The organism is Methylobacter sp. Wu1 (assembly GCF_036553575.1).
In the GTDB taxonomy this organism is placed as follows: Bacteria; Pseudomonadota; Gammaproteobacteria; order Methylococcales; family Methylomonadaceae; genus Methylobacter.
On sequence record NZ_JAZHOC010000045.1, the window covers coordinates 1 to 15,029 of the forward strand.

Sequence of the window (15,029 nt, forward strand, 5' to 3'; positions counted from 1 at the left end):
CAAGTGTTGATTGAATTTCTTACGTTTCCAGGAAGCAATGGAGATCACCGTTTCCTGTGTCGTCTGTTTCTGACGTCGATCTTCAAGCTTCAAGAGATTCAGCGCTGTTAACGACGCATTGGCCTGCATCTGTATCGCTTCTTTACAGCGAGCCTGGCAATCCATGAGTCCGGTATATTGTTTGGCATCCCGAAACAAAAACTCGATTTGAAAGCGCGCTTTATAGCAGTTCAGGATTTTGACAGGATCCAGCGCCGCATCCGTTGAGAACAGAAGCGCATGACCTTCTTTGCCTTTTTGCCTGGCATGCAGCAGGACCACCCGGAGGTTTCGCTTAAAGCGCTTGCAATAGACCACCTGGCTGTACAGGTCGATACCGTCCTCCAGTGTGAGGTGAGAGTCAAAACGGGTTTTCTCGGACACGATATCGACTTTTCCGTCATATTTTTTCGGGCGTCCACAGCCTTTATAGTCGCCTGGGTAGAGCCAGTACAAGTCCGCATCGATCCGTAGCTTGCCTACCAAGTCAAACGCTTCTTCGCAAACCGCATCGATAAATTTCACCTTGCTGTAATAGCTGTCGGCGGCCAGATAGCGGATTGAAGCCTTTTTCAACGCCGGGGCAACCTCGCGAAAATGCCGGGCATAGAGGTCTACCCGGCTCTGTTCTTCAACATCCACCGTTTGTCGGGCATCAATGGCATAGCCGGTGTTGGCATCCAAATCAATGAGCGAAATCAGCGAAATCTCCAAGCCTTTTTCCGCTTTGCCGGCCTGGCTATGGTAAAAGTAGCCCAAGCCCTCGGTATGATTTCCGCTTTTTTTCATAAAACTGGCATCAATGGCCGCTATCCGTTCGTGATCCTTGGGCAATTCATGAGCAAGTAATCGGGCATTGAAGTGCGCAAAATCAAAGGCTCGACGGGACCAACGCGAAAACCGTTTTTCATGCATGTCGCTGTAACGGCTTAGGTTACGAAACGTCGCCTTGCCTTGAAACAATCTCAACACTGAAAACAATCTCATCAGAAATAGTTTTTGCGGCTTTTTTACGCTGGACATTGAGCTTAAAACTGAGTTTACTATTCCTTCCATGAGCTGATTTCTGGGGTTGTTCGATGTCAGAAACCGTATTATCCCAGAGTTTGCTCATGGTTCTTCTCCATTAAAACTGTCCGAAGTATTGGCTACGCCATGATTGCCGAATATGATCGCGACTACTTATGGATCCTGTCGCGCACGCCTAAGTTGGACCAGAAAACCCTGCAAACCCTGATTGATCAGGCGCAATCGCTGGGCTTCGCCACCCAAAATTTGATCTATCCCTGATCAATAACCTTAATCAATGTTTCGGAACTGAAATCAGCCATAACTGATTCCAGTCGCTCAGGCATCAGCAACAGGCCGTCCCGGATTCAATTGACAGGCTTTTGTTGGGCGGTGCGCAATCGAACAGGCCGAAATGCGTGGATTTATCGCCCCAGATTTCAAAATGCTCGGCAAAACGGCTCATACCGAGCATATCGGCCGTATTGCCGCAGACGCGCAAGGGCCGGCCGGTTTCAAAATGGTGGTGATCGTCCAGATCAAAAAAGTGAGGAGATTCCAGCAATGTGCCTTTATAGACGGCGACCTGCCCGAAATCCTCGCAGCGGTCTTCCAGCGGCGTTTTAAAAGCCCTGACCGTTACCGAGCGGAAATTGACCATGCCAATTTTGGCCACGACCTCCGGATCATCCAGCGTGATCGCATTACTCTTGATAGTGCGGACATCCGGGCAGCCAAGCTCCTGCATGATGCGGCGAAAATCTTCCCAGTACAAAGCCCCGCCCAGGCATTCACCCAACAGCACCGGGTCCAGCCTGAGCGCGGACGGAATGCGCCGGTCGGCATAGACATCGGAAAAATAAAGCTCGCCGCCGGGTTTGAGCACGCGGAAAATTTCCGCCAATACCTGTTTTTTATCGGGCGACAGATTGACAACGCAATTCGACACCACCACATCGATAGAATTGTCGGCCATGCCGATAGCCGCGAGATCTTCGATATGCCCCTGAAGGAATTCGACATTGGAGCGGGCGTAACCATACCGCTCGGCATGCCAATCGCAATGTCGCCTGGCGACATCGAGCTGCGCCGCCGTCATGTCGACGCCGATAACTCGCCCTGTCTCGCCTACCAATCTGGACAGCAAATAACAATCGCGTCCGGAACCGCAGCCCAAATCCAATACGGCACGGCCTTCAAGCGCCGGAGGCAGCGGCGAGCCGCAACCGTAGAAACGCTCAACCACTTCCGGGTGCAGATCGGCAAGCAGCGGGCGCAGATGTCCAGGCATGGCATCCAGCGTGCAGCAGGCGCTGGTCTTTAAATCCTGGCTGGATTTAAGCACTTCACCGTAATAATTTTGTACAGATTCACTGATGGCGGCATCGGTCATGTAGGCTCCGGGTATAAAGCGGTTTTGAGGACGCAAAAGAATGGAAAGACCATTGCGTGTTTAGTTGCGGACTCGTTAAAAATAAAATTTCTTACAGCGGTTTGCAAAATATTTTGTATGCAATGCGCAAATGAATAGACAAAAAATTGAGTGATGTGGCATCAAGGTTCGACAGCTTTTTTCTTATCGCAAAGCAGCTGTCGAAATTATTGATTTTGATCCTGGAGTGGAATCGTCGGGTTCGAGCAGCCATTTCGGCATATCATCCTTGAGCTGTACGCCTGAAAGCCCCCTGCGCAATGCTTCCTGACTCAAATACGCCAGTTTGGCGGCCGCAGCCTGATAGGACAGGCCGTCAGGCGGGCGGATGTTGGAAATGCAGTTGCGCTCGGCATCGGTATTACCGACCCGCGGCGCGTACGTCAAATAGATGCCAAGGCTATCGGCGGCGCTGAGCCCGGGCCTTTCGCCGACGATGATCACAGCCAGGCGCGCATTGAGCAGTGCGCCGATTTCATCCGAAAGCGCCACCCTGCCATTGGCCGCCAGGCAGATCGGACCGAGGCGCAGAGAGCTGCGTTGATAGGTATCGATAATCGTCCGCAGCAGCGCCAGGCCATGGCAGTCCACGGCCGTCGACGACAAGCCGTTGCTGATGATCAAAGCCACATCGATGGCCTCAACGGTGCGTGATTTGAGCAGCCGGCGGCTTGCTTCATCCAGGCAGCGTCCCTGGTCGGGACGTTGCAGATAGTGCACCCTGCTGGCGACAGGCGTAGACAGGCTGAGCGCTTCCAGCCCCAGTACTTCGACCTCCTTCGCGAAGCGATCGATCGCCCAGGGCTGATGCACCGCGTCGCGGGCCGCTGCATGGGCGATCTGGAAATCGAGCAGAGCCGAGGTCGGCAGTCCGCAGCCGGACCGGCCTTGAGCAATTCTGGCCTGGGTAAACCGGCGCAATGTATGCCATGGATCGTTCATGCCTGTGTGCCTGCAAACCCTAAAAAATGGCTCAGCAACGGCGCGGCAACGCGGCTGTCTGCCAAACTGTTCCGGCCGTCGAAGATGCCCATCCTGTCCAGCCAGGCTTCGAATTCCGGCGCGGGCCTTAAGCCCAGCACTTGCCGCAGGTAAAGCGCATCATGGAAGGACGTGCTCTGATAGGCCAGCATAATGTCGTCTGCGCCCGGAATGCCCATGATGTAATTGCATCCGGCAACGCCGAGCAAAGTCAGCAGGTTGTCCATATCGTTCTGGTCCGCCTCGGCGTGGTTGGTGTAACAAATGTCACAGCCCATCGGCAATCCCAGCAGCTTGCCGCAGAAATGATCCTCCAGGCCGGCGCGAATGATCTGCTTGCCGTCATAAAGATATTCAGGCCCGATAAAGCCGACGACGGTATTGACCAGCAGCGGCGAAAACTCCCTGGCGACGGCATAGGCCCGCGCTTCGCAGGTCTGGGCATCGACGCCGTGATGGGCATTTGCAGACAGCGCGCTGCCCTGGCCGGTTTCAAAATACATGAGATGGTTGCCGCCGCGCCCCAGTGATTCGGCCATGGCCTTGGCTTCCCGCAGCAGGGCCAGATCGATGCCGAAACTGCAGTTGGCCGCCTCGGTGCCGGCAATCGACTGGAAAACCAGGTCCACCGGGGCGCCGCGCCGCATCAGCTCCATGCTGGTCGTAACGTGGGACAGCACGCAGGACTGGGTCGGAATTTCGTGGCGGCTGATGATCTCGTCGAGCTGGTTCAGCAGGATGAGGACATTATCGAGATTGTCAGTCGCAGGATTGATGCCGATGACGGCATCGCCGCTGCCGTAAAGCAGGCCGTCCAGAATGCTGGCGGCGATGCCGCGGGGATCGTCCGTGGGATGATTCGGCTGCAGACGGGTGGAAAGGCGCCCAGGCAAACCGATGGTGTCGCGGAAGCAAGTGACAACCCGGCAACGGCGGGCCACGGCGATCAGGTCCTGATTACGCATGATCTTGCTGACGGCAGCGGCCATCTCCGGCATCAGCCCGGCCGCCAGCGCCGACAAATCGCCGCTATCCGCCAACAGCCAATCCCGGAATTCCCCGACGGTCAGCGCCGCGACAGGCGCAAAGGCTGCATCATCATGCCGATCCAGGATCAGCCGGGAGACTTCATCGTGTTCCGGCGCAATCAGGGGTTCCTCGATGAATGCCTTTAACGGCACTTCAGCCAACACCCGTTGGGCAATTGCCCGCTCGACTTCGGAATCCGCCGCCAGGCCTGCCAGTTCGTCGGCCGCTCGCCGAGGCGAAGCCTTGGCCATCAAGGTCTTTAAATTGCGGAAATTAAAACTCCTGCCCTGTACGGTCGCGGCATAGTTCATGTTCTGGCCCGATTTCCCATATTCGCTTTGTCATTTAGCCTGTGTTGGCTGGGTTGGAGCTTAGCGGAAACCCAGCATGGGCGGCCGAAATGCTGGGTTTATCAATCCAGCCTACCGCTCAGTCATTTAATAATCTTTCGAGTATATGACAAGTATATGATGCAAATGTGACAATTTCGCCGATCCTGCCTGACGGTCTTTTGGGCGTATCTGAAGCTAATGTGAGCCAGCACGGACGATATTCGAGCGGCTACGCTTTAGGCTCCAGCGCAATATGAATTTCTGGAAATTTGTCGTCATCAAAAGCGAGCCGATCCTTCAATGCGTGATGCTCTTCATAAGGCTCCTCATAGGTCCAGACCGCATCCTCCAATACCTGACCGCCAAGCTTGAGATGGTAATAATGCGCGGTGCCTTTGAACGGGCATTTAGTCACGGTATCTGACCGCTCCAGTTTGTCCATGCCGACATCGGAACGGGGAAAATAATAGCGAGGCGGATGCTGGTCTTCGTCGACTTGAATGACATTGCTCGAATCAGCGATCACCTCGCCGTTGATCGAAACCTGAACGGGTTGATCAAGACGCTTTTCCTGGACTTTATGATCAGGCCATTTCTGGTGGCCGGGTGATTTGCTCATACTGACCTCCTGAGTAATGCTGTTTGTATTGATGCCGCTGAAAGAATCGCGTTTGCGGTTCGCCTGCCTAGCCCCCGCCGTAAGGGCGGGTGATGATTTCGAGGAGATGGCCATCGGGGTCTTCGAAATACACCCCGCGGCCGCCGTCACGGTGATTAATCTCGCCCGCCTGATGCTGGCCGGGATCCGCCCAGTATTCAAGCCCTCGCTCGCGGATGCGGCCGAAGATTCGGTCGAAATCGTCTTCACTGATCAGAAAGGCGTAATGCTGCGGCGTGATCTTGCCGTCCCTCTCGTAGAAGTCGAGCGAAACGCCGTTACTGAGTTCAACGACCAGAAACGGTCCGAAGGGTTTCGGGGCCGGCAGCCCAAGGAGCTCTGTCAGAAATGTTGCCGAACGTTGCTGATCGCGGCAAGAAACGATGGTGTGATTGAGTTGTATGCTCATAGGGATGCCCTCTGACATCGAGTTTGCTAATTCAGTGACCGCGGCGAATGCCGGGCAGTTCAACCCGATAGAATGGCGCTATCAAGCGTCGGCATGGATCGTGAAACTCTGGACTTGACTGACAGTCACTGAAATTAATCTCACTTACTTCAGGCATTGACTGTCTAAATCATAATGAAATACTTGCCTGTTAATGTTCCTGTAGAGACAAACACTATCAGTAAAAATGCCGCTGATAAGGCGACACGATGATTGCTAACCTTGGAGATTAGTTATGGGCGATAAAATTTATAACGTTCTGATTTTATCTGTCAGCAATTCGGGGCGCAGCATCATGGCAGAAGCGCTGTTCAATAAGCTTGGCAAAGGCCGCTTCAATGCTTATAGCGCCGGCAGTCAGCCAACCGGCCAAGTGAATCCGTTTGCCATCGAACAAATCCGGAAAATGAATTATCCAACCGATGAACTGCGCAGCAAGAGCTGGAATGAATTCTCGGCGCCTGATGCGCCAAAAATGGATTTCGTTATCGCAATATGCGATGACATGGCACATGAAGTTTGGCCGGTCTGGCCAGGCGATTCAATTACCATGTGCTGGGTATTTGAAGATCCCGCAGCCGTGCAAGGCAGCGATGAAGAAAAGCGCCTGGCATTTGAGAAGGTGTTTCTTTACCTCATGAATCGCGTGCGAATACTATCAGAAATGTCACGCGCCAATTTTAATAAACTGGCTTTCAAACGAGAAATGGAAGATATCTTTCGCGGAAGGGACAATATCTTTCACAAAATAAAATCAGTTGCGTCACGGTCGAAGTCAATGCAAAGCGATCAATGAGCTATGCCGCGCAAAGCAAGCCCGGCACGCTTGGCCTTGCCTCGCCTATGAATGGGCATTTTGTGGCCGAACTAAGACCATCGGTGTCAGGTTTGATCCAAACGATATTAAGTAAAATTTCTTTTTAACCATTAGACCTCGGCAATTTACTCATTCCAGGGCTGATAGTCGAACGCCAAACTGAAACTGGCAATAATAGGCATTGATGCTTATTGATAAGGTATGCGGGCCACTGCACACTTCGTAAGAATGAGTTAGCGCTTTTATCGGCTCCGTTTGCCTTACTTTATTCAATCTGAGCGGGACAATTTTTCATCTGCTCTAAATCGCGTTTCAATCGCAGTTTATGGATAGAGACTTAAAGCTTGCGAATGCCCTGGCTCGCTCTCGGCCCTGTGGATTTTTAAACGGATCGATATAATGCTATAAAGACAGTCCGATCCATTATCTAATTAGCGAGACAATGCTATGGCAAGCCGCAATTTCAGTATGTACTTTGTGGGCCTGATAGGCTGGATGGCCTTGAGTGCGGGCTGTCAGATGCACCGCGGTACCGATTCCCGCAATGTACTGGGCGCTGTTGAAATCCGCGATGAACAGGTTAAAGGACAATGGCCGGCCGAACTGCCCAAAACAGTTTATGTCAGCGATTTTATCCTTGACGCACAGCGCATCGAAGGCGACCAGGGCGTCGGAGGCGTTCTGCCCGGTGGGCGTCTAGGACAGATCGGGCAGCGATTGCCGCACCCGATGGCAGTCTCGGATCCTCAAGCGCGGGCCAGGGAAATCGTTAATGGCATGAGCCAGAGCCTGATCAGGAATCTCAGGACTAAAGGCTTCACCGCTCAACGCCTGTCCGCGCAGGCAACGCTGCCGCGCGACGGCTGGCTGTTGCAGGGCATATTTACCGAAGTCGATGAGGGCAACCGCATCAAACGAGCCGTAATCGGGTTTGGCCGCGGCGCGACCCGCATGAACGTTCAGGTCGGCGTCAGCAATCTGGCCAGCGCGCAGCCGCAAACGCCTTTTATCCTATTCGGCACCATCAAAGATCCCAAAAAAGTGCCCGGCGCTGCCGTCACCGCGAATCCTTATGTGGCCGCTGCCAGATTTGTCATGGAGAAAAACGCGACGGAAAAGGATATCGAAAAAACCGCCGAACAGATTGTCAACGAGATTCTGAAGCATACACAAAAATTTAAAGAACAGGCACGCCAATAGAATCAAATTATCAGTTGATCGCTGTTTATCGGCAGAGCATTTTATACATTTCCGAAAGCACAAGCTCAGCCGGTGAAGGCTGCAATAAGCCCGGGCAGGCCAAGGCTTATTGCAGGATCAGAATTAAAGCGATTTCAGATACTCGACCAGGTCTGCTTTCTCCTGATCGGTTAACCCCAGTTTTAAATGGTTGTTATAGTGATTCACCACGTCGAGCAGCGAGGCAAAGCGCCCGTCATGGTAAAAGCCGCCTTTGGTGTGGGTCCACAGGCCTTTCAAGGGCGCAGTGCGATAGCGCATGTCCGGCGACCGGTTGGCTTGAAAATCGTCGATGCCGATCTCTTCGGCAGTATGCATGTTCCATCCCGGCTCGCTATAAGTCGGCGGCACATGGCAGGTTGCGCATTGGCCTTTGTCTTCGAAAACCTGTTTGCCGCTGGCTGCAGCGGATGGATTGAAACTGCCTTGCGGCGCCTTTGGCGCGGGAATCGCCAGTTGATAGAAATGCAATGCCGGCAGTTTTGAACTGACGAGATCAGGCTCATTGCGCACATCATCGAAACCGGCTTTGGCCGCGATCGGGAATTGTGAGGCATCTTTCAGGCGCGGATCGAAGAAGGTGCCTTTTCCGTGCATTTCCAGCACGGCGACGAAGGCATTCCAGTACGGCACGGAACCCCAACCGGTCCAGGTGTGCAGATTAACGCCTGCCAGACCAAATGCGGGCGGAATGAGCGTAGCGGCCGACTTGCCATCCGGACGGAAAGCTTTGCCGTCGAGGACAAGCTCGGCATCAAACTTTCCGGCCCCCCAAGACGCCAGCACCTTGCGCACCGTTTCCTCGTCGACTTCGAGCAATGTTGTAAACGCGCTGAGGTCAGGAGCCAGACTGATTATCGCGCCGACATTGAGATCGCGATTGGCCCAGCCGTCGAGCCGATGACCAATCCCGGGCGCCAGTGAATTGTCCACTGTAGAATGACAGAGCGCGCATTGTATGCCGATTGAGCTCAGGTCATTTCCGGTAAAGAAGCCCTTGACGCCGATGACGGCATTGAGGCGCAGCAATTCAAGCGTACTTGCCGGATCATCGAGGTTTACGCGGCCCTGTTTTAGGCTGGATAGGATGTCGGCCGGAAGCGCATCCACATCGACCTTGAGGCCGACTCCCAGCGCAGCCTTCGGACTCACGCCCGGGCCTAGTCCGCCGAATCTGACGCCCTTGATTGCCCGGTGCAATTTCAGCGTATCGCCCCAGAAGGCCTCGTCGCCGAATGTATCGCGACGAAAAATCTCTCTGCCGTCATCCAGCATTTGCTGCGCTTGTTTATTAATTTGTTTATCGAGTTTGGTGAGCGTGCGATGATTGTCATCGGAAGAGGCCGTACCGGCTAATACGGAAACGGTCAATACGGGAATTGCCAACATGTATTTCCAATATTGTTTCATGAATAATCTCCATTTCTTAGTTGAGAAATTGGGATATAAACATCAGAGAAAAGAATACCACCCTCTATCCCATCAATCTGAATCCTAGGTTTACTCTTAAGAGCAGAGCGCTGTCTGTACGTTAGCGTACGTAAGAGGCTCTGCATGATGTTTATTTATTGCACGTCATAAGCCGGCGCTTTGTCTTTTAGTCCAATACTTCTGGAACTGCAATGCGGCATATGCGGCAACCGGCATTTTGTCCTGCCAGATACTTTTGATACGCCAACGCGGCCGCTAACACGGCTCTGCTCATGAAAGAAGAAGCATGAGATAAAGTTCCTGCAGCCTTCTTCGAAAGGAACTTTTGGTTCTGGCAGTGTTTCTAATTTTTTGAGTATGTTTTTTTGCTTAAAACCAAACCACTACAAGGTGACTACCAATGAAACATATCAATCAATTGATGGCTGCTTTTTTACTGTTATTTTCCTACAGCATGATGAGTTCCGCCGTCGAACCCACGAACAAACCCGAGTCCCAAGGCATGGGAAAGGGCATGGGCGGAATGGGGGGAGGCATGGGCGGCATGATGGGTGGAGGTATGGGCGGCATGATGGGCGGAGGCATGGGCGGCATGACCGAAGAACAAAGAGATCAGCATATCCGTTCTATGCAGGAGCATATGCTGCAGATGCATGAGCTCTCCGATCAAATTTTGAAAGAAAAGGATCCCGCCAAAAAAGAACAATTGAAAAAACAACAATTTGATCTGATAAAAGCCCATCATAATCAGATGATGGAACATCGTCAGCAATTGCGGCAAGAACATCAAAAAATGATGCAGCCGGAACCCAAAACCAAACAATAAGTTATCAGGCGGCTGGCATCAGCCGCCTGGCAATCAAGCCCTCGTCATTGCCTCAGATTTCTGAGCAGTTGCCATTAACTATTTCTGATTATCATCAGGTTGAGGTATCGTATCCTTCTTTTTAAGCCAAGGATTACCTGATGAACAACAATTACCCTGAGAAAACCTGCCATATTGACCGCCTCGTAACCCACCCCAAACTGGTTGCCGCCGCACTGAGCGGGCAAAAGACCCAACAGCGCCGTGATGGCATCTACGCTTATCCGGGGGAATCTTTTGAACTGGAAGGCACGACATTTACCGTTACGGCGGTGGAGCGCCAAAGCCTGGGCGATATGACTGATGCTGATGCGCAAGCCGAAGGCTATCCGAATCTTGACGCTTATAAAGACATAATCCTGAGAATGCACGCCGGCATGACCTGGAACAATGACAGTCTGGTCTGGGTCCATTCTTTTAAACGCAACGATTAGTCTACGTCGGCATTTTTCACATTTATGTGCAACTCCGGCAATAACCGAGTCGCCTAAATCTGCGCATCATCTTTATGGAGTTTGTCATACTAAATGTTTTTACATATGATTCATCCAGGTAATCTGAACGTTTACAACAAATGGACGGTCATTGTCTGGTTTATTCTGGGGCTGATATTTTCTCCCTTGTCCCGCTCGGCAGAAGGTACAACCGATCCCGTGCTGGTTGAAGTCATCAGTTCCCTGATGACTTCAAACCGGCATCCCTACCTGCTGCATAATGACATCTATGACCAGCATGAAGACATTCAGGCGCTGTACCAGTTGAATAACTATCAATTGATCTGGTTAAAGAACGGCGCTTTAGACAGCCAGGTGGATGATGTATTAGCGCTGTTGGCAAATGCAGAAGAAAACGGCCTGGATGCGCAGAATTATGATGCGGCTTATCTTGCCCAGAAATGGCTGCAGATCAAGGCCGGCCAGAATGCATCGCTACAGGCCCTGGCACTGTACGATACGGCGTTGAATATAGCACTGCTGCGTTATCTTTCTGACTTGCATTACGGTCAGGTCAAAACTCATAATGTGAAACTGGGCGCCGATATTATCCTGGAGCAGATCAGTCTTGCCGGCTTGATTGTGGAAGCCGCCGTTCAGAAAAAACCGTCCGAACTCGTTGCCAAGGTTGAGCCTGTCATGCCTGTCTACCGGCATTTAAAAGAAGCCTTGTCCAAATACCGGCAGCTCGCCCGGACACATGCTTTTCATCAGTTCACGTTTACGCAAATGTTAAGGCCGGGCCAACATGATTCGCAAATGGTATTTCTGCGCGAGCTGCTGACGGCTTTGGGCGACATGGCTGAGCCGGCGGAACCCCTCGACGCGAAAAGCGGCAAGCTTTATGATGACGCCCTGGCCGACGGCGTCAGGAATTTTCAACTGCGGCACGGGCTTGGCGGTGACGGCGTCATTGGCAAAAGCACAGTCGCCGCCCTCAATGTGCCCCTCGCTGACCGGGTCCGGCAAATTGAACTGTCCATGGAACGATTCCGCTGGCTGCCCAGATTGAAAGAAGGTTCGCTGATTATCGTCAATATTCCTGCTTTCCAGTTATGGGCTTATGAATCGATCGGCATGGAAACGGCGCCGCCTTTGAACATGAAAGTGATCGTCGGCAAATCGTTGGACAAGCAGACGCCTGTATTCATGGCCAACATGAAATTTCTTGAGTTCAGACCTTACTGGAACGTGCCGAGAAGCATCGTCAAGGAGGAATTGCTGCCTAAACTGCGCCTGAACTGGTCTTATCTTGCCAGCCAGAATATGGAACTGGTCAACGCCTTCGGTCCGAATGCAACCGTGATGGCAGTCAATGGCGAGACGATAAATCTTTTAAGTCAAGGCGCTTTAAAAGTCAGACAGCGTCCCGGCCGTTTGAATGCGCTGGGCAATGTGAAATTCATGTTTCCGAATGATTACAATGTGTACCTGCACGATACGCCTACCCAAAGGTTGTTCAATCGCGCAAGAAGAGACTTCAGTCATGGCTGCGTTCGGGTCGAAGACCCTGAAGCATTGGCCGAATTCGTGCTGAAATCCAAGGATGGCTGGGATCGTCAAAGAATCAGCAATGCCATGCGTCGGGACAATCCCAGATACGTCCCATTGGACAATCCCATCCCGGTCATTATTTTCTATGCCACGGCAATGGCTACTAATGATCAGGTGTTATTTTTCGAGGATATATACGGACTCGATAATCCGTTGATCCAGGCGCTAGCCAATCCGGTTCAAAAGAAAACAGCCGATACTGCCGTCCTCACTGAATAAAAAAACAGCCGCTTAAAATTTACCAGGTTCTGACCCGGCCCGTGTCGAGATGTACGAAGTTCGAACGCCGGTAATAACCGACCCCGCCGGCCTGCATGGCAATCGCGGCATTACGCAAATGCTTGGTATTAAACCCTTCAATACGAATGTCGATGGCTCTGCCCTGCATATGCAGACTGTGGGTGGCCACGCCGCTGCTCCGCTCCTGCAACAGCGCATTGGTATAAGGCGAGCGATAACCGGAAATAATGTGGAACGGTTTGTTTACGCCCAGCATGGTCCGTAGATTGTAAAGCTGATCCAGCAACGCCGTATCGATGTCGTAGACATCATCGGTTCTGTGATCCCTCAGCAGATAATTCACTTCCTGCAAGGCATCTGAAAGATACTGGCCTTGTTCAAAATAAGTTAATGCTAATCTTTCGCCGGTGTGGGTGTTTAAAAAAGCGAGGTTTCGGGCGGACTGAAAAAACTTTCTTGGTGAAGCCTCAACGAGACTGGGAAAACCTGCAACTAATGAGCCGCAGGCTAACATCTGTAAAAATCTTCGCCGATTAATTTGACTCTGAGATTTATCGATTGTTGACATATTTTTTACTGATTCCTCTTGCGCGGATCGATAACAACCATACAGACATAACACTGATCCGCTACCGATACTTTAAAAAAACCAAAATACCGGAGTTACGTCCAAAAAGCGGCTATTTTATTGTATTTGGCAGTTATCTGACAATTAAGCCACAAATTGAGCCACTGTTTTCGTATATTCAAAAAGTATAGTCTATTAAATATCAACAGGCTCGGAATTAAACCTGAAGCGTTTTCTTATTTTACTGACAAAGCTTCGCTTGCGTTAAATACTGATTCCAGTGCGCTGCCTGCCAAACCTTCAGGAAAGGCGCCGGCGACGGCGCCAGCCAGTAAAGCGTTATCGTACAGATTGTCATTAACACAGAGGCTGGAATATTTTTATAGCTGAACAATTTCAACGCCGTGCCAAATGATTTTTTTATTCTGGTATTGGATAAATCGACACTGTACAGTTCATCCAGCAACAGATGCACAATAAAGCCGATAGCTATGAACGAGCCGTTCAGCCAAGCGTGTAAGATATCCCACTCAAGGAAATAAAAACTGATACAGGTCATTAAACAGGCGAAAAACGCGGCGGCCAATAATGAATGAAACACGCCGCGGTGCTCGGTAAAACTGTTAAACAGGAAAAACAAGCCATAACGTATCCCCAGATAAGTGGCCACAACGCCCAGCAACAACTGCTGTTGAACATAGCTATCCTTGAATGCCATCCATACGCCGGACACGCCCAATAAGGCCAAAACATTGAACAACAGCTTGACCGGTTTGGAATTGCTGGCATCGATATCAGGCAGCATGCCGCCGACTATGCCTAAAAAAATAAGCCAGGGCGCATCGGCGCCATCAATCAGCTGCACATTAGCAGCAACCAGGGCGGCGCCACTGCTGGCAGCAGCGGCGATGAATACATGGGCTTTAAAATCCGCCATACTAAGCAATGATCTCCTGATTATCAGAACAAAAAGGCGCGTATGACATCATATATCTGTGTATATGGCAACTTGGCTCAACAATTATTCGTAACCCTGACTTTTTCGGAGCGCTTATGCCGGATCTGATTTCACTCCTGGAACATCCCGATACGACAATCGCCATTGTCGGCGCCACCGATAATCCCGCCAAATTCGGCAATATCATTTATAAAGATCTGAAGCGCAAGGGCTTCCGATTGTTTCCGGTCAACCCTAACAAGCAAGTGGTAGAGCGGGATTTGGTCTATCCGTCACTAGCCAAAATTCCCGAGAAACCGACAATCGTCGACTTTGTGGTCCCGCCAGAAGTCACCCTGGCTGTGTTAAAACAATGCCTTGATCTGGGTCTGATGAATGTCTGGCTGCAACCGGGTACAGCCAACCCGGCAGTCATGGATTTTTTACAACAAAACCGGTTTCACTATCTGGCGGCGTGCATCATGGTAGAAACCCGATTTATTTCAAGAAATAAAACTTGACAGAATGTTGTCAAAGTTATTTTTCCCACAGCTGAGGGTAGCGATTTTTTGCGGCCAATTATTTTACTTGTCAATCACTATTTAACTGACAAAATCATATCAAATGACAGTATTGACATTTTTATCTCATTGATAAATAAGAATAATGATTCAAATTTGGGATAATTGTTCAAAAGCTGAACAATCTGATAAAAAGACTTTAAAAGTGGCTAGTTAGCGAATTTATTTTCAAGTTACTCACAAAGTTATCCACAGAAAATGTGGATAACTTTATCAAACTTGATCTGCTTTTTTGTGCCTGAACGAGAGCAATATACAATGGCTCATAATGGATTCCGGGGAGTTAGCTGATAATCAGTTCCAACAGTGAACTTAATAACGCTTTACCGCGTTTTCTGGCGTTATGCACAAATTCAAAAAAGCCTAAATAAATGGG

At 50.9% G+C, this 15,029-nt stretch carries 17 protein-coding genes; 7 read left to right on the forward strand and 10 right to left on the reverse strand.

Going from position 1 to position 15,029, the window contains the following annotated elements:
• Positions 1-1,011, reverse strand: a 1,011-nt coding sequence (locus V2P20_RS07085) for a transposase (RefSeq protein WP_331817506.1), incomplete at its 3' end; no start/stop codon positions are given.
• On the reverse strand, positions 974-1,153 hold the full coding sequence (locus V2P20_RS07090; protein ID WP_331817508.1) for a hypothetical protein: 180 nt from the start codon (positions 1,151-1,153) through the stop codon (positions 974-976). The genes V2P20_RS07090 and V2P20_RS07085, both read right to left, overlap by 38 nt.
• Positions 1,154-1,194: 41 nt before the next feature.
• Here V2P20_RS07090 and V2P20_RS07095 point away from each other — a divergent pair, with 41 nt between their 5' ends.
• Entirely contained in the window at positions 1,195-1,329 is a 135-nt protein-coding gene (locus V2P20_RS07095) for a lipocalin family protein (protein ID WP_331817510.1), read from the forward strand.
• A gap of 64 nt (positions 1,330-1,393) precedes the next feature.
• Here V2P20_RS07095 and V2P20_RS07100 read toward each other — a convergent pair whose 3' ends face one another.
• From V2P20_RS07100 to V2P20_RS07120, 5 genes are all read right to left on the reverse strand, one after another.
• The gene (locus V2P20_RS07100; RefSeq protein WP_331817511.1) at positions 1,394-2,440 is read right to left on the reverse strand and encodes a methyltransferase domain-containing protein; all 1,047 of its coding nucleotides are present in this window, start codon (positions 2,438-2,440) and stop codon (positions 1,394-1,396) included.
• A gap of 183 nt (positions 2,441-2,623) precedes the next feature.
• Positions 2,624-3,421, reverse strand: coding sequence for an ethanolamine ammonia-lyase subunit EutC (gene eutC / locus V2P20_RS07105; protein ID WP_331817512.1), 798 nt, complete (start codon positions 3,419-3,421; stop codon positions 2,624-2,626).
• Entirely contained in the window at positions 3,418-4,800 is a 1,383-nt protein-coding gene (locus V2P20_RS07110) for an ethanolamine ammonia-lyase subunit EutB (RefSeq protein ID WP_331817514.1), read from the reverse strand. The genes eutC and V2P20_RS07110 overlap by 4 nt, the downstream gene beginning before the upstream one ends.
• 250 nt (positions 4,801-5,050) lie before the next feature.
• Positions 5,051-5,440, reverse strand: a complete 390-nt coding sequence (locus V2P20_RS07115) for a DUF427 domain-containing protein (protein WP_331817516.1) — start codon at positions 5,438-5,440, stop codon at positions 5,051-5,053.
• A 67-nt stretch (positions 5,441-5,507) separates the two neighbouring features.
• On the reverse strand, positions 5,508-5,888 hold the full coding sequence (locus V2P20_RS07120; protein ID WP_331817518.1) for a VOC family protein: 381 nt from the start codon (positions 5,886-5,888) through the stop codon (positions 5,508-5,510).
• A 274-nt stretch (positions 5,889-6,162) separates the two neighbouring features.
• On the opposite strand from V2P20_RS07120, the gene V2P20_RS07125 reads away from it, so the two are divergent.
• On the forward strand, positions 6,163-6,723 hold the full coding sequence (locus V2P20_RS07125; protein ID WP_331817520.1) for an arsenate reductase ArsC: 561 nt from the start codon (positions 6,163-6,165) through the stop codon (positions 6,721-6,723).
• A 489-nt stretch (positions 6,724-7,212) separates the two neighbouring features.
• Entirely contained in the window at positions 7,213-7,944 is a 732-nt protein-coding gene (locus tag V2P20_RS07130; protein ID WP_331817522.1) for a DUF4410 domain-containing protein, read from the forward strand.
• Positions 7,945-8,067: 123 nt separating this feature from the next.
• On the opposite strand, the gene V2P20_RS07135 is transcribed toward V2P20_RS07130, so the two are convergent.
• Positions 8,068-9,393 (reverse strand): hypothetical protein, encoded by a 1,326-nt coding sequence (locus tag V2P20_RS07135; RefSeq protein WP_331817524.1) that lies wholly within the window; start codon positions 9,391-9,393, stop codon positions 8,068-8,070.
• Positions 9,394-9,814: 421 nt separating this feature from the next.
• Here V2P20_RS07135 and V2P20_RS07140 point away from each other — a divergent pair, with 421 nt between their 5' ends.
• The 3 genes from V2P20_RS07140 (at position 9,815) to V2P20_RS07150 (ending at position 12,546) form a co-directional block, all read left to right on the forward strand.
• Positions 9,815-10,240, forward strand: a complete 426-nt coding sequence (locus V2P20_RS07140) for a hypothetical protein (RefSeq protein WP_331817526.1) — start codon at positions 9,815-9,817, stop codon at positions 10,238-10,240.
• A 140-nt stretch (positions 10,241-10,380) separates the two neighbouring features.
• Positions 10,381-10,713, forward strand: a complete 333-nt coding sequence (locus tag V2P20_RS07145) for an ASCH domain-containing protein (protein WP_331817528.1) — start codon at positions 10,381-10,383, stop codon at positions 10,711-10,713.
• A 105-nt stretch (positions 10,714-10,818) separates the two neighbouring features.
• Positions 10,819-12,546 (forward strand): L,D-transpeptidase family protein, encoded by a 1,728-nt coding sequence (locus V2P20_RS07150; protein ID WP_331817530.1) that lies wholly within the window; start codon positions 10,819-10,821, stop codon positions 12,544-12,546.
• 19 nt (positions 12,547-12,565) lie between these two features.
• Here the strand turns inward: V2P20_RS07150 and V2P20_RS07155 are convergent, their stop codons facing one another.
• Positions 12,566-13,081, reverse strand: coding sequence for a DUF882 domain-containing protein (locus tag V2P20_RS07155; RefSeq protein ID WP_331817532.1), 516 nt, complete (start codon positions 13,079-13,081; stop codon positions 12,566-12,568).
• A gap of 295 nt (positions 13,082-13,376) precedes the next feature.
• On the reverse strand, positions 13,377-14,072 hold the full coding sequence (locus V2P20_RS07160; RefSeq protein ID WP_331817534.1) for a metal-dependent hydrolase: 696 nt from the start codon (positions 14,070-14,072) through the stop codon (positions 13,377-13,379).
• A 116-nt stretch (positions 14,073-14,188) separates the two neighbouring features.
• Between V2P20_RS07160 and V2P20_RS07165 the strand changes: the two genes are divergently transcribed.
• Entirely contained in the window at positions 14,189-14,593 is a 405-nt protein-coding gene (locus V2P20_RS07165; RefSeq protein WP_331817536.1) for a CoA-binding protein, read from the forward strand.
• Positions 14,594-15,029 lie beyond the last annotated feature (436 nt).